Raw genomic sequence first — 21,075 nt, forward strand, 5'->3', positions numbered from 1 at the left:
GGCTCTTGTCGAGCAGATGATGGAAGTCCGGAGGTTCATATATGTCGAAGCAGAAAGAAAAAGAGCAGCGTGCGAATGAAAAAAGGAGAACGAAATTCCGACAGTTTCAGGAAAAAATAGGTATTTTATTTCAAGATGAAAAACTGTTAGTTCAAGCGTTTACCCATTCATCGTATGTGAATGAGCATCGCAAACGACCGCAAGAAGATAATGAGCGCCTTGAGTTTTTGGGAGACGCTGTGCTAGAGTTAACCGTGTCTCAATATTTATTTCAACAGTTTCCGCATATGAGCGAAGGGGAATTGACAAAATTACGGGCGGCGATTGTATGCGAGCCGTCGCTTGTGAAATTTGCGAACGACCTTTCGTTTGGTCAGCTTGTGCTGCTCGGAAAAGGGGAAGAGATGACGGGTGGGCGCACGCGACCATCGCTATTGGCGGATGTGTTTGAAGCGTTTGTTGGGGCGCTTTATTTAGATCAAGGAATGGATGCGGTCATTCGATTTTTGGAGCAAACGATTTTTCCAAAAATTCGCGAAGGTGCTTTTTCTCATGTGATGGATTATAAAAGCCAATTACAAGAGCTTGTGCAGCGCGATGGCAGCGGTGTCATTGAGTATACGATTTTGCAAGAAAAAGGACCTGCACACAATAAAGAGTTCGTTTCTCGTGTGGCGTTAAACGGGGAAGAGTTTGGGATTGGCGTCGGAAGATCGAAAAAAGAAGCAGAGCAAAAAGCAGCGCAAATGGCGTTAGAGAAGTTAAAAGCGTTAGCGACCGAATAAACCAAAGGGCTGGCTGAGCAAACGATAGTCAGCCCTTTTGTCGGCTCTATGTTTGAACGAGCAACTATGATACAATAGGAAAGATTCTAGATGAAAGATAGCGAGGCGGGGTACGTATGTTCCTCAAACGATTAGATATTATCGGCTTTAAATCTTTTGCCGATCGCGTGTCGATCGAATTTGTTCCAGGGGTGACAGCTGTCGTTGGTCCAAATGGCAGCGGCAAAAGCAACATTACCGATGCGATTCGCTGGGTACTTGGCGAGCAGTCAGCAAAATCGCTTCGCGGTGCGAAAATGGAAGACATCATTTTTGCCGGCAGCGATTCGCGTAAGCCACTGAACATCGCCGAAGTGACGTTGACGCTCGATAACGAAGATCAATTTTTGCCGCTTGACTACCAAGAAGTAAGTGTGACACGGCGCGTGTACCGTTCAGGGGAAAGCGAATTTTTTATTAACCAGCAGCCGTGCCGGTTAAAAGATATTATTGATTTATTTATGGACTCCGGGCTAGGAAAAGAAGCATTTTCAATTATCGGCCAAGGGCGCATCGAAGAAATTTTAAGCAGCAAACCAGAAGAGCGGCGCACGATTTTTGAAGAGGCGGCCGGGGTATTAAAATATAAAATTCGCAAGAAAAAAGCGGAGCAAAAGCTTTCAGAGACACAAGATAACTTGCAGCGCGTCAATGATATTTTACATGAGTTAGAGCATCAGCTCGAACCGCTCCAAATACAGGCATCAATTGCCAAAGACTATTTAGAAAAGCGCGGCGAACTCGAAAAATTGGAAGTGGCGCTGATTGCGCATGAAATTGAAGAACTCCATCGGCAATGGAGCGCACTGCGTCAACAAGTGGTCATTCATCAGCAAGAAGAAATGGCGCTTGCGGCAACGATGCAAAAAGAAGAAGCGTCTGTAGAACAGCTTCGCGACCAGTTAACGGCGCTTGACGAATCGATTGACGGCTTGCAGCAAGTGCTGCTTTCGGTTAGTGAAGAACTCGAAAAGCTAGAGGGGCGGAAAGAAGTATTAAAAGAGCGGAAAAAAAATGCAGCGCAATATAAAAAACAACTCGAAGAGGCGATCGCGTCTTTGGCGGAGAAGCAAGCGCTGCTAATTGAGGCGCTTGCGAAAGAAGAAGAAACGCTTCTGCAAGTAAAGCAAGAAATTGCTGCGCTTCAAGCAGAACTAAAAGAAAAACAGCAAGCGTTTTCTCTTTATAATGTCAGCGTCGAAGAACGAATGGAACAACTAAAAAGCGATTACATCGAACTCGTGCATGAGCAAGCATCGCTAAAAAACGAGCGTTCGCATTTGCAAACGCAGCTTGAAAAACTAGCAACAAAACAAGCAACGCTCGCGAAAGAAAATGAAAAATATTTGCGTGAACGCGAATACGTGCAAGCACAACAAGCAGAGCTGAAAGCACAATACGAGAAAACAGAGCGCATGGTGACAGCATGCGAAAGCAAATTGCAAGAAAAACTCGAACAGCTGTCGCATCTAAAGCAAGAAATCGAGCAAAAAGAAGCGATGCTTTATCAAGCATACCAATATTTGCAGCAAACGAAATCGCGCAAAGAAATGTTGGAAGAAATGCAGCATGATTATGCGGGATTTTTCCAAGGCGTCAAAGAAATTTTAAAAGCGCGCCAGCAGTTTTCCGGCATTCATGGGGCGGTAGTGGAGCTCATTTCTGTTCCAACGGAATACGAAACGGCGCTTGAAATAGCGCTTGGCGGCGCAATGCAGCATATTGTCGTGGAGAACGAAGAAGCGGCGCGGGCGGCGATTCAGTATTTAAAAACGAACGCATACGGACGGGCGACGTTTTTACCGCTGAACGTCATCCAAGGAAAGTATATCCCAAAAGAACAACTAGCGCTTGTGAACAACCATCCGGCGTTTGTTGGCGTGGCGAGCGAGCTTATTTCCTATGATTCTATGTATCGGACAGTCATGGCGCATTTGCTCGGTCATGTCATTGTGACAACGGACTTAAAAGGGGCAAACGAATTAGCACGTCTCCTTCATTACCGCTACCGTCTAGTGACGCTTGACGGGGATGTCGTTAGCCCTGGCGGTGCGATGACGGGCGGCGGCGTAGCGAAAAAGACGAATTCGCTTTTAGGTCGAACGCGTGAGCTTGAAGCGATTACGAATAAATTACAAGAAATGGAAATTAAAACAACGCAGCTTGAGCAATACGTGCAAACAAAAAAGAAAGAAGCAAACGAACAGGAAGAAGAAATCGCTGCGCTTCGCACTCAAATTGAACAATGGCGTGTGGCGCTTCAAGAAATAAAAAGCGCGTGGCGCGAGGTGGAATGGCAAGAAAAGCATGTAAACGAACGCCTTTCGCTATATGACCATGAAAAAGCGCACGACGAGCAAGAAAAAAAGCAGCTAGAAGAAAAATTGGCTGCCGCTGATCAAAAGCTGCGGCAAATGGAACAAGCGCTCGCGGAAATCGATGAACAAATGCAGCAGCTCGCCGTGCAAAAACAAGATGAACAACAATCAAAAGAAGCGCTGCAACAGGTAATAACGGAACAAAAAATTGCCCTTGCAGAAAAGCAGCAACTGTTTAAACATATGCAAGAAAAAATCGAGCAAATGAAGCTCGAACAAAACGAAACAGAAACAAAGCGAAAAATGGCGGAAGAAGATTTGGCCGTGCTCTGCGCGGAGATGGAGTCAAACGATTCGGGCGAAGAGCAGCTTGAACGGTTGCGGCAACAAAAACTACAAGATAAAAACGAAACGGTCGAACTCATCGCTAGCCGCCGCGAGCAGCGTTTACACTATCAACAAACGCTTGAAACGCTTGAACGCGAAGTAAAAGAGAAAAAACGAAGCTATAAACAGCTCACCGATATAATCAAAGACGAAGAAGTAAAATTGAATCGTTTAGACGTAGAGCTTGAGAACTTATTAACGCGCTTGCGGGAAGAGTATACGTTAACGTTTGAAGCAGCGAAAGCAAACTATCCGCTAGAAATTGAGGCGGCGGAAGCGCGGAAAAAAGTGAAGCTCATCAAACGGGCGATCGAAGAGCTCGGAACGGTGAATTTAGGAGCGATTGACGAATATGAACGTGTATCGGAGCGATATCAGTTTTTAACGACGCAAAAAAGCGATTTACAACAGGCGAAAGCAACGCTTTATCAAGTGATTGACGAGATGGACGAAGAGATGAAAAAACGCTTTTTTGCGACATTTGAGCAAATTCGCTCACAGTTTGGCGACGTCTTCCAGCAACTATTTGGCGGAGGACGTGCCGATTTGCAGTTGACCGATCGAGCTGATTTGTTAAATACGGGCGTCGAAATTGTCGCCCAGCCGCCGGGGAAAAAGCTGCAACATTTAAGTTTATTATCAGGCGGCGAGCGAGCGCTGACGGCGATTGCGTTATTGTTTTCGATTTTAAAAGTGCGGCCGGTGCCGTTTTGCGTGCTCGATGAAGTAGAAGCGGCGCTTGATGAAGCGAACGTGCATCGTTACGCCCAATATTTAAAACAGTTTAGCAACCAAACGCAGTTTATTGTTATTACCCATCGGAAAGGAACGATGGAAGAAGCGGACGTGCTCTATGGCGTGACGATGCAGGAGTCAGGAGTATCGAAATTAGTATCCGTTCGTTTGGAAGATTCGAAACAGCTTGTGAAGTCGTAATGTGGAAAGGATGGCATAAACGATGAATTTTTTTAAAAAGCTAAAAGAGAAAATTACGCAGCAAACGGATGCAGTAACGGAAAAGTTTAAACAAGGGCTTTCGAAAACGCGCGATTCGTTTGCGGGGCGGGTAAATGATTTAATTGCCCGCTACCGGAAAGTCGATGAAGAGTTTTTTGAAGAATTGGAAGAAATTTTAATCGCTGCCGACGTCGGTGTGACGACGGTAATGGATTTAATTGACGAATTAAAGATGGAAGTAAAGCGTCGCAACATTCAAGAGACGAAAGAAATGCAGGCGGTCATTTCCGAGAAGCTTGTCGATATTTATAAAGGCGGCGATGACAAACCAGCGACATTAAATATGCAAGAAAACGGCTTGACGGTCATTTTATTCGTCGGCGTCAATGGGGTCGGGAAAACGACGACGATCGGAAAATTAGCGCATAAGTTGAAATCGGAAGGAAAAACGGTGCTCTTAGCGGCTGGCGATACGTTCCGTGCTGGGGCGATTGAGCAGCTCGAAGTATGGGGCGAGCGCGTCGGGGTGGAAGTGATTAAGCAGTCGGCTGGTTCTGACCCAGCAGCCGTTATGTATGACGCGATTCAAGCAGCGAAAGCGCGCAATGTCGATGTGTTGCTATGCGATACGGCTGGCCGTTTGCAAAATAAAGTAAACTTAATGAAAGAGCTAGAAAAAGTGAAACGCGTCATCGAACGCGAAATTCCGGGAGCGCCGCATGAAGTGCTGCTTGTGCTTGATGCAACGACTGGACAAAACGCAATGAGCCAAGCGAAAATTTTTAAAGAAGCGACGAACGTAACCGGCATCGTGCTCACGAAGCTTGATGGAACGGCGAAGGGTGGCATCGTTCTTGCGATTCGCAACGAGTTGAACATTCCAGTCAAATTCGTCGGCCTCGGCGAAAAAATGGACGACTTGCAAGCCTTCGATCCGGAGCAATACGTCTATGGATTGTTTGCGGATTTGCTGGAAGAGTAAAGACAAAAAGGATGTCTCCTTGTTGGGACATCCTTTTGTTTCGAGAAACGGGAAAATAAAACTTCCCTAAATCCGTGATAAAAACGCGTGCAAGCTGCCGAGAAAGCGCAATAAATCAACAAATATTTTACTTGTTGCCCTTCACCCAATAGGTGAATATACAAAAATGAGCTAAAACTTTAATATGATCGGATTTCTGGGTACTTATGAGAAGAAGTTGTCACGGATTCAGGAAAATACATAATATAATTAATTTTTTACTAAAAAGACTATGATATATGATAATTGATCAGAATGGTTGCATCAGTTCGGAGTGATTTATAATTAATAAATCAGCTATAGATTTAGAGCTCAGCACTTGACACGTCGCTAGAAAGACGATACACTAAATTTTTGTAAAGGTATTTTACTTAACAAGCGGGAGGGAGTTCGATGCTTGAGAAAACAACGCGAATGAACTATTTGTACGATTTTTACCAGTCGTTGTTAACCCCGAAGCAAAGAAGCTATATGTCGCTTTATTATTTAGACGATTACTCCCTCGGCGAAATTGCAGAAGAATACGAAGTAAGCCGCCAGGCCGTCTATGACAACATTAAACGGACGGAAGCGATGCTGGAGGAATATGAAGAAAAGCTGTCATTGTTCCAAAAGTTTCAAGAACGGCAACAGCTAATGAAGCAGCTGAAACAATTAGCGATGCAAAAATATGCCGATGACAAAGAATTATGGCAAACGATTGAAGCGTTGGAGAAACTAGAGTAGGAGGCGGTAACGCATGGCATTTGAAGGATTAGCCGACCGTCTGCAAAGCGTGATGAACAAAATCCGCGGCAAAGGAAAAGTAACAGAAGCCGATGTAAAAGAAATGATGCGGGAAGTTCGCCTCGCATTGTTGGAAGCGGACGTCAATTTTAAAGTGGTAAAAGATTTCGTCAAACGCGTCAGCGAGCGCGCTGTTGGTCAAGAAGTGCTAAAAAGCTTAACGCCAGGCCAGCAAGTCATTAAAGTCGTCAAAGAAGAACTGACGGCGCTCATGGGCGGGGAACAAAGCAAAATCGCCGTCGCCACCCGTCCGCCAACTGTCATTATGATGGTCGGTTTGCAAGGGGCCGGAAAAACGACGACGACAGGGAAATTAGCGAACTTATTGCGCAAAAAATATAACCGTAAGCCGCTGCTCGTCGCTGCCGACATTTACCGTCCGGCCGCAATCAAACAGCTTGAAACGCTTGGCAAACAGCTCAACCTCCCCGTCTTTTCGCTTGGCGACAAAGTTAGTCCGATTGAAATCGCCAAACAAGCGATTGCGAAAGCGAAAGAAGACCATCACGACTATGTCATCATCGACACCGCTGGGCGGCTTCATATTGATGAAGCGTTAATGGATGAACTGAAACAAATGAAAGAACTCACCAAACCAGACGAAATTTTCCTCGTCGTCGATGCGATGACTGGACAAGATGCCGTCAACGTCGCGCAAAGCTTTAACGAACAGCTCGGTTTAACCGGTGTCATTTTAACGAAACTAGACGGCGATACGCGCGGTGGGGCAGCGCTGTCGATTAAAGCGGCCACGAACACGCCAGTTAAATTCGTCGGAATGGGCGAAAAAATGGATGCCCTTGAGCCGTTTCATCCAGAGCGAATGGCTTCCCGCATTTTAGGCATGGGGGATGTGCTCACGCTCATCGAAAAAGCACAAGCGGCGGTCGATGAAGAAAAAGCGAAAGAACTCGAACAAAAAATGCGCACGATGTCGTTTACGTTCGACGACTTCCTCGAACAGCTCGGACAAGTGCGCAAAATGGGACCGTTGGACGAAATTTTGAAAATGCTTCCGGGCGCCAATAAAATTAAAGGCTTAAACAACATCCAAATCGACGAGAAACAAATTGCGCACGTCGAAGCAATTATTCGTTCGATGACAAAAGAAGAAAAAGCCAACCCAGAAATTATTAACGCGAGCCGAAAAAAGCGAATCGCCAAAGGAAGCGGTACATCCGTCCAAGAAGTGAACCGGCTGTTAAAACAATTTGAAGAAATGAAAAAAATGATGAAAATGATGACAACGATGACAAAAGGAAAGAAAAAAGGGTTTAAATTCCCGTTTATGTAGGGAATAATGTGTTAAGAAAAAACACTTTACAAACTACACGATTATTGCTAATATACTATCTTGTGTGAACTATTTACGGAGGTGCTAGAAAAAATGGCAGTAAAAATTCGTTTGAAACGCATGGGTGCGAAAAAATCACCTTTCTATCGTATTGTAGTAGCGGACTCTCGTTCACCGCGCGACGGTCGCTTTATCGAAACAATCGGTACGTACAACCCAGTGGCGGAGCCAGCAGAAGTGAAAATCAACGAAGAATTAGCGTTAAAATGGCTTCAAAATGGGGCAAAACCGTCTGATACGGTTCGCAACTTGCTTTCGAAACAAGGGATTTTAGAAAAATTCCACAACTTAAAATACGGCAAATAATGCGCGTGATGTAAATGAAGCCGCTAATTGAAACGATTGTACGGGCGCTTGTCGATTATCCAGACGAGGTTGTTGTTACGGAAACTGCGGATGAACAGACGATTACCTATACGTTATCCGTTCATGAAGAAGACATCGGAAAGGTAATCGGAAAGCAAGGGCGCACGATTCACGCGATTCGAACGGTAGTATATGCAGCGGCATCTGATCTGCCGAAGCGCGTTATCGTGCAAATTAATGACAAAGGGTGAGGGAAATCCTCCCCTTTTTTATTACCGTTTGAGGGGTGTCGCTATGAAAATTATCCAGACTGTTGAAGTGAAGCAAATTTTAACTGAAAAAAGCCGCGCAGAACTGCACGAAAAATTTTCTGCCCGCAAGCGAAAGCTACAGCAAGAATGCGACCAACTTCGTTTTGAACAAAAGCGCCTCGAAAAATCCGCCAAATATTCGCCGATGATTTTAAAACAATACTTCACGAAAGAAATCGACGATCGGCTCGAAAAAATCAAACTATTGGATTTTCAGCTCGAACAATTACACATCCTACCGTTAGGAAGCGAACTAAAAGAACGGGAAGTACAAGCGCTAGTCGACGTCCGAATCGGCGACCGTTGGGACGATATTATGCACACGCGCGCCATTGTCATTGAAGATGGCATGGTGAAAGAAATTCGCTGAAAAAGAGGTGAGAACGATGAAATGGTTTCATGTCGGAACAATCGTGAATACGCATGGCATTCGCGGCGAAGTGCGCGTCATTTCCAAAACTGATTTCGCCGACGAGCGCTATAAAATCGGCAATACACTCTATCTTTTTATGGACAACGCTTCACAACCGATCGAAGTAAAAGTAAAAAGCCATCGCGTCCATAAATCGTTTGATTTATTATCATTTGAAGGATACGACAACATTAACCTCGTCGAAAAATGGAAAGGCGGCGTATTAAAAGTGCCAGAAAGCCAGCTTGGGAAACTTGGCGAAGGGGAATTTTATTTCCACGAAATTATCGGTTGTACCGTCGTCACCGAAGATGGCGAAACAATTGGCGTCGTGAAAGAAATTTTAACCCCAGGGGCAAACGACGTTTGGGTTGTCAGACGAGAAAATGGGAAAGACGCCTTAATCCCGTACATCGCGGACGTCGTTATCGACGTGAACGTGGATGAGAAACTAATTACGATTCGCCCAATGGAAGGACTGCTTGACTGATGAAAATTGACATTTTAACCTTGTTCCCGAATATGTTTACCGGGGTATTGAACGAATCGATTTTAAAAAAGGCGCAAGAAAAACAAGCCGTTTCGATTAACGTCGTCAATTTCCGCGAGTTTGCCGACAACAGACACCAAACGGTGGACGACTATCCGTACGGTGGTGGAGCAGGCATGGTATTAAAGCCACAGCCGATTTTTGACGCCGTTGCTCATTTAACAAAAGAAAACGATGCACGCATCATTTTACTTTGTCCGCAAGGGGAGCGTTACACGCAAAAAAAAGCAGAAGAATTGGCGAAAGAGTCGCACCTTATCCTCATTTGCGGACATTACGAAGGGTATGATGAGCGCATTCGCGAACATTTAGTGACTGATGAAATTTCGATTGGCGATTATGTGCTAACAGGTGGAGAATTAGGCGCGATGGTCATTGTTGATAGCGTCGTCCGCCTGTTGCCAGGCGTGCTCGGAAACGAAGCATCGTCGGTGCACGATTCGTTTAGCTCTGGATTATTGGAACACCCGCAATACACGCGTCCAGCCGATTTTCGCGGGCTCAAAGTGCCGGAAGTGCTCTTATCAGGCAATCACCGCTTAATCGACGAGTGGCGGCAAAAAGAATCATTACGGCGGACGTTTTTGCGCCGTCCTGATTTGTTAGCGCAATCCGAATTAACAGACAAGCAAAAAAAATGGCTCGAAGAATTTCAAAAAAACGAACGGTAACTATTGCATCCAATACCCCTTTATGCTAGTATAATCTTTGTGACTTAGGCTTAAGTCGTTAAAACGATGTTCCGCTGCTAATGAACAATTGGTATGAGCATCTGTTGGAAGGAGTGGAAACGATGCATCATTTAATTCAGGAAATCACAAAAGAGCAATTGCGAACAGATTTACCTGACTTCCGCCCTGGTGACACAGTGCGCGTTCACGTTAAAGTTGTCGAAGGAAACCGTGAACGGATTCAGGTATTCGAAGGCGTTGTGATTAAACGCCGCGGAGCAGGTGTAAGCGAAACATTTACAGTCCGTAAAGTGTCTTACGGCGTAGGTGTAGAGCGCACATTCCCAGTGCATACACCAAAAATCGCGAAACTAGAAGTTGTTCGCCGCGGTAAAGTACGTCGTGCAAAACTTTACTACTTGCGTCAACTTCGTGGGAAAGCTGCCCGCATCAAAGAAATTCGCTAAAGAAAGACAAGGAGCTTGGAGTTCAAGCTCCTTTTTTCTAATACGAAGAAGCGGCGCGATAGGCGTTTCTCCATTTTGAAAATGTAGGTGGGAGAAGGATGGAAAAGAAAAAAAACGAAACGTGGGAATGGCTAAAAGCGATCGTCATCGCTGTACTTCTTGCTGGCGGCATCCGCTATTTTATTTTTGTGCCGATTATTGTCGATGGACTATCGATGATGCCGACCCTTCATGATCATGACCGAATGATTGTCAACAAACTGGCATATAAAATTGGCGAACCGCACCGCTTTGATATTATCGTGTTTCATGCCGAAGAAGGGAAAGACTATATTAAGCGGGTCATCGGCTTGCCAGGTGATCATATCGAATATAAAAACGATACGTTGTACGTCAATGGAAAGGCGTATAAAGAGCCGTATTTAGATGAATATAAAAAACAGCTTGTTGACGGACCATTAACTGAATCGTTTACGCTCGAAGAAATAACCGGCAGAAAAACAGTGCCAAAAGGTTATTTATTCGTGATGGGCGACAATCGCCGCTTTAGCAAAGATAGCCGGCATATTGGCTTTATCCCAATGGAAAAAGTGGTAGGAAAAGCGAGCATTGTATATTGGCCGCTTTCGGATGCTCGCATGATGAAATAAGTAGGTGAGTGCAATGACCATTCAATGGTTTCCTGGCCATATGGCGAAAGCGAAACGCGAGGTGCAAGAAAAACTAAAGCTAATCGACGTCGTCTTTGAATTACTCGATGCGCGTATTCCGCTTTCTTCACGCAATCCGATGATTGACGAAATTTTAACAAACAAACCGCGTATTATTTTGCTTAATAAAGCCGATATGGCAGACGAAAAAGTAACAAGCGAGTGGATTTCGTTTTTTGCTGAACAAGGCATGCCCGCAATTGCTATCGACGCGCAAGCCGGAACAGGAATGAAACAAATCGTTGCCGCTGCGAAAGAGATGACGAAAGAAAAATTTGCGAAAATGGCGGCAAAAGGGATTAAAAATCCACGCCCGATGCGCGCATTAATCGTCGGTATCCCGAACGTCGGCAAATCGACGCTCATTAACCGGCTTGCCGGCAAACATATCGCTAAAACCGGCGATAAGCCTGGGGTGACAAAAGCACAACAATGGATTAAAGTCGGGAAAGAAATGGAGCTATTAGATACGCCAGGGATTTTATGGCCAAAGTTTGAAGACGAAGAAGTCGGTTTAAAATTGGCGACAACAGGAGCGATTAAAGATACGATTTTAAATTTGCAGGACGTAGCCGTGTACGCACTCCGCTTTTTAGCAGCGCACTATCCAGATCGGTTAAAAGAGCGATATTCGCTCGCCGCTATTCCAGACGATATCGTCGAGTTGTTTGATGCGATTGGCAAGCGCCGTGGCTGCCTTGCAAGCGGTGGAGCGGTCGATTACGACAAAGTTGCAGAACTTGTCCTTCGCGATATCCGAACCGAAAAGCTTGGTCGCCTCAGCTTGGAGAAACCGTAAAGCCCGAACAAACCGGGCTTTATTTTTTTATGAATGTGCCGATATAAAAAATAGAAGGGAACGACTTTTGATGAAACGAACGGTGAAAGAAATCGAACAACTATTGCGAACGATAGACGAACAGCATCCGCTTTTTCAAGAAATTGCTCTTGATGATCGGAAAAGTGTGCAAAAGCTGTTGGCTCGCTTTCGAAAACAAAAAGAACACGCTGAGAAAGAGCGCATGCAATGGCAACAAATGTCGCAACATGAGGAGTCGCTTTATGCTAAAGGGATGACGTTCATTGCCGGCATTGACGAAGCAGGGCGAGGTCCGCTTGCTGGTCCGGTTGTCGCCAGTGCCGTCATCTTGCCACCTGATGTGTATTTGCCGGGCTTAAACGACTCAAAAAAGCTATCAGAGACTAAACGGGAAGCGCTATTTGAACAAATTCGAGCATCCGCTATTTCTATCGGTATCGGCATTGTGTCAGCGAAAGAAATTGATGAACTTAATATTTATCAAGCAGCGAAAAAGGCGATGGTGAAAGCGGTCGAGCAGCTCTTTCCGCAGCCGGATTATTTGTTAATTGACGCGATGGAACTTCCGCTTGCCATCCCGCAGCAAAGCCTTATTAAAGGGGATGCAAATAGCGTTTCCATTGCGGCCGCTTCCGTTGTGGCGAAAGTAACGCGTGATGCCATCATGAAACAGCTTGGCGAGCAATATCCGCAATACGGGTTTGAGAAACATATGGGCTATGGGACGGAACATCATTTACAAGCGATTCGCACATACGGAGTTACTGAACACCACCGCCGCTCGTTTTCACCGGTGAAAGAACTACTGTAAAGGGCAATTCCTTCCCGATCTTTCAACAGAAGCGTCTTTGTGCAAGTTTTGTGCTAGGAGGTGAGAGACGATGATTCAACGGATTGACGGTTTCAGCGAACAACGATGGCCAGCGCTGGCTAGCTCTTTGCAAAATGGTCAAGTCGTCTACGGAAAAGTAGAAAAAATCGGGGCGAACGGGATGGCATTTGTAAGAATTGGCGGAGAAATGATGGAAGCCGAGGTACAGACACCGCTTCAAGTGGGGCAATTTTATTCGTTTCAAGTCACGAAAAAGGAAGATGCGATCGTTCTTAAACGGTTAGATGTACCTAGTGAACGAAGCGAAGCAACGATTGAGCAGACGGCAACGCAATTAGCGAGCAAATGGCGGCTTTCGCGTGAGATGGAGCCGCTCCTTCGTTTTCTGCTACAAAAGCAACTGCCTTTTACGAAAGCAGAAGTCGCTCAAGCGGAAAAATGGCTGTTAGCCACACCGGAAAAAGACGTCAACTTTCGCGCGCTGCAAATGATGTTTGCCAATCGGCTTCCAGTGGCAGAAGCAGTCTTTTTCGCCCTAAAAGCAGTGCAAAGCCCTGAACCGCTTGCCACGCAGCTCCTTCATTTACAACAAGCCATTCAGGCGATCCATGGGCAGCGTTCAGAAGCTCAACAATCACTCCTTCACGAACTAGAACGAATGACACATTTTTTAGTAGACGACAAAGACGAAAACGAGATGCCGCAACTAGTAGCAAAACATATGAAATCGTTAGTCAAAGCGCTCGGGCTGGAATACGAAGCCAACATAGCAAAAAACGTGCAAACTTCCAAAGCGCTCCAAGGCGTAAAACCACTTTTGTTGCGCGCAAAACAAGAAACGAGCGATGAAGCGACGGTGAAACTAATCGACACACTTATCGCTCGTTTCACAGGGCAACAGTTACTTTCTTATGAAAATGGTCCTATCCAACCGTTCTTTATCCAACTGCCGTTTCTATTTGGAAAGCAGACCGATGTTGTCATCCATTATCAAACGAGAAAAAAACAAAATGGGGAGCTTGATCCGCATTATTGCCGCTTATTGTTTTATTTACAGCTTCCTGCTTTAAAGGAAATTGCCGTCGATGTTCGTATTCAACATAGCATCGTTCATGTTTCGATATGGAACGACACGCCGCAGCTTGAACAGTTCGTCTCGCTTGCCCAACCTTTGTTGAAAGAGCGGCTTTCGTCTCTTGGCTATACATTGTCGACGGTCAAAGTCGACAGAACGCCCGCAGAAAAGGGACAGGATGAATTATTTTCACGAATATTGAATAATTATTCGGGGGTAGACTATCGCATATGAACGAAAAAAGGAAACAAGCCGTTGCTTTAGCGTACAATTCACAAGAACATATCGCCCCAGTTGTTGTCGCGAAAGGAAAGGGAAAGGTGGCAGAACAAGTTATTGCGGTTGCTAAAGCGAACGGCATTCCAATTCAAGAAGACCCGTCGCTCGTTCAATTGTTAAGCGAACTTGAAATAAATGATGCGATTCCAGAGCAGCTATACAAAGTTGTTGCCGAGCTGTTTGCATTCATTTATCAACTGGAACGAACGTTTGGCGAGAAAAAGTAGCGGAGCTGAACGAAAAGGTCGCCTTTTTTCCAAGGAAGATACAATATATTGTTTTGTAAAGTTGTGTCGTGTGTATATATGAGGGTAAGAAAGGGTGTTCCGTTACTTTTGGGACACCATCTTCTTTGTTATAAGAATTTTTTTGATTTTATGTCGAAATGGTAGACAATATGGAAACTCACAGTATACAATGAAAGCGCTAGTACTTTTTATACATAGGAGGATGGGATATGAATATTCATGAGTATCAAGGCAAAGAGATCCTCAGAAGCTATGGGGTTGCTGTACCGAACGGCCGTGTGGCGTTTACCGTCGAGGAAGCGGTAGAAGCAGCAAAAGAATTAGGTAGCACCGTTTGTGTTGTTAAAGCGCAAATTCATGCTGGCGGTCGTGGAAAAGCTGGAGGGGTAAAAGTTGCAAAAAGCTTGGAGGAAGTTCGTACATACGCAAGCGAACTGTTAGGAAAAGTGCTTGTTACGCACCAAACAGGTCCAGAAGGAAAAGAAGTGAAGCGCTTATTGATTGAGGAAGGTTGCGATATTAAGAAAGAATATTACATCGGCTTAGTCGTTGATCGCGCAACTTCTCGCGTCGTTTTGATGGGTTCTGAAGAAGGCGGAACGGAAATTGAAGAAGTGGCAGCGAAAACACCAGAGAAAATTTTTAAAGAATACATCGACCCGGCGGTAGGATTGCAAGCGTTCCAAGCGCGCCGCATGGCGTTCAACATTAACATTCCAAAAGAGCTAGTGAACCAAGCGGTCAAATTCATGATGGGCTTATATCAAGTATTTGTCGACAAAGACTGCTCGATCGCGGAAATCAACCCGCTTGTCGTGACAGGCGACGGCAAAGTGATGGCGCTTGATGCGAAATTAAACTTTGACTCCAACGCATTATACCGTCATAAAGATGTGCTTGAATATCGCGACTTAGACGAAGAAGATCCGAAAGAAATCGAAGCATCGAAATACGACTTAAACTATATCGCCTTAGACGGAAATATCGGCTGCATGGTCAACGGCGCAGGTCTTGCAATGGCAACGATGGACATTATTAAATATTATGGGGGCGAACCAGCAAACTTCTTAGACGTCGGTGGCGGCGCGACAGCTGAAAAAGTAACGGAAGCGTTCAAAATCATTTTGTCCGATGAGAACGTCAAAGGCATTTTCGTGAACATTTTCGGTGGTATTATGAAATGTGACGTTATCGCGAGTGGCATTGTCGAAGCAACGAAACAAGTCGGTCTCGAACTTCCGCTTGTCGTCCGTTTAGAAGGGACAAACGTGGAGTTGGGGAAAAAGATTTTAGAAGAATCGGGCTTAAACATTGTTGCAGCAGAATCGATGGCAGATGGCGCACAAAAAATTGTCGAGCTAGTACGTTAAGAAGGCGAGGGAGAAGAATGAGCGTTTTTATTAATAAAGACACAAAAGTCATCGTGCAAGGAATTACGGGGTCACAAGGGTTGTTCCATACAAAACAAATGTTAGAATATGGAACGAGAATTGTCGGTGGAGTTACTCCTGGAAAAGGCGGCACAGAAATTGAAGGCGTGCCAGTATTTGATACCGTTTCTGAAGCGGTAGAAAAAACAGGAGCAAACGCTTCTGTTATTTACGTTCCACCAGCGTTTGCGGCAGATGCAATTATGGAGGCTGTTGATGCAGGATTAGATCTCGTTGTATGTATTACCGAGGGCATTCCTGTTCTTGACATGGTGAAAGTGAAACGATACATGGAAGGAAAGAAAACGCGTCTAATTGGACCAAACTGCCCAGGTGTCATCACTCCAGAAGAATGCAAAATCGGCATTATGCCTGGCTACATTCATAAAAAAGGGCATGTCGGCATCGTTTCACGCTCTGGTACGTTAACGTACGAAGCCGTTCATCAGTTAACACAAGCTGGCATTGGTCAGTCGACAGCGGTTGGTATTGGTGGCGATCCAGTCAATGGTACGAATTTTATCGATGTATTAAAAGCGTTTAACGAAGACGAAGAAACATATGCTGTCATTATGATTGGCGAAATCGGTGGTACAGCAGAAGAAGAAGCAGCAGAATGGGTAAAAGCGCACATGAAAAAACCGGTTGTCGGTTTTATTGGTGGACAAACAGCGCCTCCAGGAAAACGAATGGGACATGCTGGTGCGATCATTTCCGGCGGAAAAGGAACTGCTGCGGAAAAAATTAAGAAAATGAACGAATGCGGCATTAAAGTAGCAGAGACACCTGCTGTTATTGGTGAAACGTTAATTGCTGTGTTAAAAGAGCAAGGACTTTACGAAAAATGCAAAACACATTAATCGAAGCCGTCCCGCGTGATGCGGGACGATTTTTCCATTTTACGAAAGAAAGGGAGATTCGATGTATTCATCTGTCCGGGAACGGTTAATTCATCTTCATCATTGCCGCGGCGTCGGCTGGAAAACAATCGACCAATTATTACGTATTGACCAAACACTTTCCTCTCTTTTTTCTCTTCCTGCTCCCACCATGTCGATTTTTCCCGAACGAAATTCTTCGTTTTTCCAAGATTTACATTCCCCTGTTATCAAAAGTATGATAAAAACATATAAGGATAAACATATTCACGTTATTACGATTTTCGATGACAGCTACCCAAACTGGCTAAAGCACATTTTTCAGCCGCCGTGGGTGTTGTATGCAAGAGGAAATATCAAATGGCTTTCGGATATGAAAATGATTAGTGTTGTTGGCACGAGGCAGCCGACAGCCGAAGGGATTCGTGCGCTAAAGACAATCCTTCCTCCTCTTATTCAAGCAGGATGGACAATTGTCAGCGGTCTTGCGTTAGGTATTGATACTGCGGCGCATGAATTAGCGGTCGAGCACCACGGAAAGACGATTGCTGTCATTGGAGGGGGAATAGAGCATATTTATCCGAAGCAAAATCGCGCGCTGGCAGAACAGTTAATGCGCGACCATCTTATTGTTTCAGAATATCCGCCACAAACAAAGCCGCAAAAATGGCAATTTCCGTTGCGAAACCGCATCATTAGCGGCTTATCGCTCGGGACGGTCGTCGTGCAGGCGAAAGAAAAAAGCGGTTCGCTTATTACCGCCTCTCTTGCATTGGAACAAGGGAGGGAAGTGTTCGCTGTGCCTGGTTCGATTTTTTCAGAGCAGGCAAATGGAACGAATAAACTTATTCAACAAGGAGCAAAACTTGTTCGAACGGCGCAAGATATTATGGAAGAATTTGAACATATATTTCCAATAAGATAAAATTTTTCACATCATGTTTGACAAATGCCTATGTAATCATTAATAATAATGAAGATTTTAATTTTACCTCTTAAGGGAGGATTAAGTATGTCAGAATATCTCGTCATCGTCGAGTCACCGGCAAAAGCAAAAACGATTGAGCGTTACTTAGGAAAAAAATATAAAGTAAAAGCATCGATGGGACATATTCGCGACTTGCCAAAAAGCCAAATGGGCGTTGATATAAACAACGATTATGAACCGAAATATATTACAATTCGCGGAAAAGGTCCGGTGATTAAAGAACTGAAAACAGCCGCGAAAAAAGCGAAAAAAGTGTTTTTAGCGGCCGACCCTGACCGAGAAGGGGAGGCGATCGCTTGGCATCTTGCCCATATGTTAGAGCTAGATATTCATTCGGATTGCCGCGTCGTGTTTAACGAAATTACGAAAGATGCTATTCGCGAGTCGTTTCAGCATCCGCGGGCAATCAATATGCATTTGGTCGATGCACAACAGGCGCGACGCGTACTTGACAGACTGGTAGGTTACAATATTAGTCCGCTCCTTTGGAAGAAAGTAAAAAAAGGCTTAAGCGCTGGGCGGGTGCAATCCGTCGCTTTGCGGCTTATTATCGACCGGGAAAAAGAAATTCAAGCATTCCAACCAGAAGAATATTGGTCGATTCAAGCGGAATTTATCAAACAACACGAGGTGTTCACCGCTTCTTTTTATGGAGTCGATGGACAGAAGCTGGAGTTAAAAACAGAAGCTGACGTAAACGCAGTGCTATCGCGCCTAGATGGGAATCGCTTTACAGTAAAAGCAGTGACAAAAAAAGAGCGCAAACGAAATCCAGTGCCGCCGTTTACGACGTCTTCCTTGCAGCAAGAAGCAGCGCGTAAACTGAACTTCCGGACGAAAAAGACGATGATGTTAGCGCAGCAGCTGTATGAAGGCATTGACCTTGGCAGTGATGGCACGGTGGGGTTAATTACATATATGCGTACTGATTCGACGCGCGTATCGGAAACTGCGCAACAAGACGCGCTTTCGTATATCGAGTCTACATTCGGCAAAGACTACGTAGCACAAGAAAAGCGAAAAGAGAAAAAAAGCGCCAATGCACAGGATGCGCATGAAGCGATTCGTCCAACGTCCGTATTTCGCGACCCGCAGTCGGTAAAGCCGTACTTAAGTCGCGACCAATTTCGGTTATATAAGCTTATTTGGGAGCGGTTTGTCGCAAGCCAAATGGCGCCAGCACTGTTAGATACGATGAGCGTCGATTTAGAAAATGGCGGCGTTCTGTTCCGAGCAAATGGGGCAAAAGTCAAATTTCCAGGGTTTATGAAGGTGTATGTAGAAGGAACGGATGACCAAATGGACGAACAAGACCGATTGCTTCCAGAACTAAAAGAAGGGGAAACGGTCATTGGGAAAGATATTGAGCCAAAGCAACATTTTACGCAGCCACCTCCACGCTATACGGAAGCGCGACTCGTAAAAACGCTTGAAGAACTTGGAATTGGGCGTCCATCTACGTATGCGCCGACGTTAGATACGATTCAAAAACGAAATTATGTCGTGCTCGAAAATAAACGGTTCGTTCCAACCGAACTTGGGGAAATCGTTACAGAATTAATGCTTGAGTTTTTCCCAGAAATTTTAGACGTCGAATTTACAGCGAAAATGGAAAAAAGCTTAGACGAGATTGAAGAAGGAAAAATGGAATGGGTAAAAGTAATCGATGAGTTTTATCAAGAATTTGAAAAACGCTTACACATTGCCGAAAAAGAAATGAAAGAAGTAGAAATAAAAGACGAACCAGCTGGTATCCATTGTGACGTGTGCGGCAGTCCCATGGTATACAAAATGGGACGGTTCGGGAAATTCGTAGCCTGTTCCAATTTCCCAGCATGCCGACATACGAAGCCAATCGTAAAAGAAGTTGGCGTGAAATGTCCACATTGTCATGAAGGGAATATCGTGGAACGAAGCAGCAAAAAGAAGAGGGTCTTTTATGGGTGTGACCGCTATCCAGCATGTGATTTTATGTCGTGGGACAAACCGCTTGCACGCCCATGTCCAAAATGCGACGCATTGCTCGTAGAGAAAAAGTTGAAAAAAGGAATCCAAGTACAATGTGTAAAATGTGACTATGAAGAAGAGCGACAATCATAATCGGTGAGAGCTTCTCACCGTTTTTATGCGAGGAGGGAAACAACATGATTGTAAACGTCATTGGTGCAGGATTAGCCGGAAGCGAAGCAGCATGGCAATTAGCGAACCAAAACGTTCAAGTACGCTTGTACGAAATGCGTCCAGTAAAACAAACGCCAGCGCATCATACAGAAAAATTTGCGGAGCTCGTCTGCAGCAACTCGTTAAGAGCCAATACATTAACAAATGCTGTCGGTGTCTTAAAAGAAGAAATGCGCCGTTTAAATTCTGTGATTATGAAAGCAGCAGACGAATGTTCGGTTCCGGCAGGAGGAGCGCTGGCAGTTGACCGCCATGAGTTTGCGGCGCGCGTTACTGACCTTGTGCAACACCATCCGAACGTCACGGTCATTCGCGAGGAAGTCACAGATATTCCATCAGATCCGACGGTTATTGCGACAGGTCCATTAACATCCCCAGCGCTTTCTGAGAAACTAAAAGCGTTAACGGGGGAAGAATATTTATATTTTTATGACGCTGCTGCTCCGATTGTGGAAAAAGAAAGCATCGATATGGATAAAGTGTATGTAAAATCTCGCTACGATAAAGGCGAAGCCGCGTATATCAATTGCCCGATGACGGAAGCGGAATTTGATCGGTTTTATGAGGCACTTATTTCTGCGGAAACGGTGCCGTTAAAAGAATTTGAAAAAGAAATTTATTTTGAAGGATGCATGCCGATTGAAGTGATGGCAAAACGGGGAAAGAAAACATTATTGTTCGGTCCGATGAAGCCGGTTGGACTTGAAGATCCACGCACAGGGAAACGTCCGTTTGCGGTCGTCCAACTACGCCAAGACGATGCGGCCGGTACGCTTTATAATATCGTCGGCTTTCAAACCCACTTAAAATGGGGCGATCAAAAAGAAGTATTTCGCCTCATTCCAGGCTTAGAACAGGCAGAATTTGTTCGCTACGGTGTCATGCATCGAAATACGTTCATCAACTCGCCGAAGTTGTTGCGACCAACGTACCAGTATAAAGGGCGCGATGATTTGTTTTTCGCAGGACAAATGACAGGGGTCGAAGGATATGTCGAATCGGCTGCGTCTGGATTAGTCGCTGGCATAAACGCTGCCCGACTCGTATTAGGACAAGAGTTGCTCGTTTTTCCGAAAGAAACGGCAATCGGCAGCATGGCCCATTATATTACGTCGGCCGACCCAAAATACTTCCAGCCAATGAATGCTAATTTTGGCTTGTTTGCGCCGTTAGAAGAAACGATTAAAGACAAAAAACAGCGCAACGAACAATACGCGAAACGGGCATTGGACACAATTCAGAATTTTATAAAAAAATAATTGCAAGGGCT

General features: G+C 45.0%; 21 protein-coding genes. All 21 read left to right on the forward strand.

The annotated features are described in order from the left end of the window. Positions 1-41 precede the first annotated feature (41 nt). The 21 genes from rnc to trmFO all read left to right on the forward strand — a co-directional run bounded on the left by rnc (position 42) and on the right by trmFO (position 21,064). On the forward strand, positions 42-785 hold the full coding sequence (gene rnc / locus GFC30_RS07300) for a ribonuclease III (RefSeq protein WP_066323718.1): 744 nt from the start codon (positions 42-44) through the stop codon (positions 783-785). 116 nt (positions 786-901) lie between these two features. After that, positions 902-4,465, forward strand: coding sequence for a chromosome segregation protein SMC (gene smc / locus GFC30_RS07305; RefSeq protein WP_066323720.1), 3,564 nt, complete (start codon positions 902-904; stop codon positions 4,463-4,465). 22 nt (positions 4,466-4,487) lie between these two features. Further along, positions 4,488-5,468: a signal recognition particle-docking protein FtsY gene (ftsY, locus tag GFC30_RS07310; RefSeq protein ID WP_066323726.1), complete on the forward strand. Its 981-nt coding sequence runs from the start codon at positions 4,488-4,490 to the stop codon at positions 5,466-5,468. A gap of 432 nt (positions 5,469-5,900) precedes the next feature. Then, positions 5,901-6,233, forward strand: a complete 333-nt coding sequence (locus GFC30_RS07315; protein ID WP_066323729.1) for a putative DNA-binding protein — start codon at positions 5,901-5,903, stop codon at positions 6,231-6,233. A gap of 13 nt (positions 6,234-6,246) precedes the next feature. After that, complete coding sequence (ffh, locus tag GFC30_RS07320) at positions 6,247-7,587, forward strand: signal recognition particle protein (protein WP_066323732.1); 1,341 nt, start codon at positions 6,247-6,249, stop codon at positions 7,585-7,587. Positions 7,588-7,680: 93 nt separating this feature from the next. Further along, positions 7,681-7,953 (forward strand): 30S ribosomal protein S16, encoded by a 273-nt coding sequence (rpsP, locus tag GFC30_RS07325; protein ID WP_027408160.1) that lies wholly within the window; start codon positions 7,681-7,683, stop codon positions 7,951-7,953. Positions 7,954-7,967: 14 nt separating this feature from the next. Further along, entirely contained in the window at positions 7,968-8,204 is a 237-nt protein-coding gene (locus GFC30_RS07330) for a KH domain-containing protein (RefSeq protein ID WP_066323734.1), read from the forward strand. Positions 8,205-8,247: 43 nt separating this feature from the next. Continuing rightward, the gene (locus GFC30_RS07335) at positions 8,248-8,634 is read left to right on the forward strand and encodes a YlqD family protein (protein ID WP_066323736.1); all 387 of its coding nucleotides are present in this window, start codon (positions 8,248-8,250) and stop codon (positions 8,632-8,634) included. A 16-nt stretch (positions 8,635-8,650) separates the two neighbouring features. Further along, a complete protein-coding gene (gene rimM, locus GFC30_RS07340; protein WP_066323738.1) occupies positions 8,651-9,166 on the forward strand; it encodes a ribosome maturation factor RimM in 516 nt (171 codons plus the stop codon). Continuing rightward, positions 9,166-9,897, forward strand: a complete 732-nt coding sequence (gene trmD / locus GFC30_RS07345) for a tRNA (guanosine(37)-N1)-methyltransferase TrmD (protein ID WP_066323740.1) — start codon at positions 9,166-9,168, stop codon at positions 9,895-9,897. The genes rimM and trmD overlap by 1 nt, the downstream gene beginning before the upstream one ends. 122 nt (positions 9,898-10,019) lie before the next feature. After that, entirely contained in the window at positions 10,020-10,364 is a 345-nt protein-coding gene (rplS, locus tag GFC30_RS07350) for a 50S ribosomal protein L19 (RefSeq protein WP_066323742.1), read from the forward strand. A 98-nt stretch (positions 10,365-10,462) separates the two neighbouring features. Continuing rightward, complete coding sequence (gene lepB / locus GFC30_RS07355; protein ID WP_066323746.1) at positions 10,463-11,014, forward strand: signal peptidase I; 552 nt, start codon at positions 10,463-10,465, stop codon at positions 11,012-11,014. A gap of 4 nt (positions 11,015-11,018) precedes the next feature. Next, positions 11,019-11,873 (forward strand): ribosome biogenesis GTPase YlqF, encoded by an 855-nt coding sequence (gene ylqF / locus GFC30_RS07360; RefSeq protein WP_179946265.1) that lies wholly within the window; start codon positions 11,019-11,021, stop codon positions 11,871-11,873. Positions 11,874-11,940: 67 nt separating this feature from the next. Beyond that, complete coding sequence (locus GFC30_RS07365) at positions 11,941-12,705, forward strand: ribonuclease HII (RefSeq protein ID WP_084256230.1); 765 nt, start codon at positions 11,941-11,943, stop codon at positions 12,703-12,705. A gap of 70 nt (positions 12,706-12,775) precedes the next feature. After that, a complete protein-coding gene (locus tag GFC30_RS07370; RefSeq protein ID WP_066323751.1) occupies positions 12,776-14,035 on the forward strand; it encodes a hypothetical protein in 1,260 nt (419 codons plus the stop codon). Next, positions 14,032-14,307 (forward strand): EscU/YscU/HrcU family type III secretion system export apparatus switch protein, encoded by a 276-nt coding sequence (locus tag GFC30_RS07375; protein ID WP_066323753.1) that lies wholly within the window; start codon positions 14,032-14,034, stop codon positions 14,305-14,307. The genes GFC30_RS07370 and GFC30_RS07375 overlap by 4 nt, the downstream gene beginning before the upstream one ends. A gap of 230 nt (positions 14,308-14,537) precedes the next feature. Next, complete coding sequence (gene sucC / locus GFC30_RS07380; protein ID WP_066323757.1) at positions 14,538-15,698, forward strand: ADP-forming succinate--CoA ligase subunit beta; 1,161 nt, start codon at positions 14,538-14,540, stop codon at positions 15,696-15,698. Positions 15,699-15,715: 17 nt separating this feature from the next. Continuing rightward, the gene (gene sucD / locus GFC30_RS07385; protein ID WP_066323759.1) at positions 15,716-16,618 is read left to right on the forward strand and encodes a succinate--CoA ligase subunit alpha; all 903 of its coding nucleotides are present in this window, start codon (positions 15,716-15,718) and stop codon (positions 16,616-16,618) included. A gap of 61 nt (positions 16,619-16,679) precedes the next feature. Then, positions 16,680-17,561 carry a DNA-processing protein DprA gene (dprA, locus tag GFC30_RS07390; RefSeq protein WP_066323761.1) on the forward strand — a complete coding sequence of 294 codons (882 nt, stop codon included), beginning with the start codon at positions 16,680-16,682 and terminating at the stop codon, positions 17,559-17,561. A gap of 87 nt (positions 17,562-17,648) precedes the next feature. After that, positions 17,649-19,724, forward strand: coding sequence for a type I DNA topoisomerase (gene topA, locus GFC30_RS07395; RefSeq protein WP_066323764.1), 2,076 nt, complete (start codon positions 17,649-17,651; stop codon positions 19,722-19,724). Positions 19,725-19,768: 44 nt separating this feature from the next. Further along, positions 19,769-21,064, forward strand: a complete 1,296-nt coding sequence (gene trmFO, locus GFC30_RS07400) for an FADH(2)-oxidizing methylenetetrahydrofolate--tRNA-(uracil(54)-C(5))-methyltransferase TrmFO (protein ID WP_066323767.1) — start codon at positions 19,769-19,771, stop codon at positions 21,062-21,064. The last annotated feature ends 11 nt before the right edge of the window (positions 21,065-21,075 follow it).

It is taken from the genome of Anoxybacillus amylolyticus, from assembly GCF_001634285.1.
In the GTDB taxonomy this organism is placed as follows: Bacteria; Bacillota; Bacilli; order Bacillales; family Anoxybacillaceae; genus Anoxybacteroides; species Anoxybacteroides amylolyticum.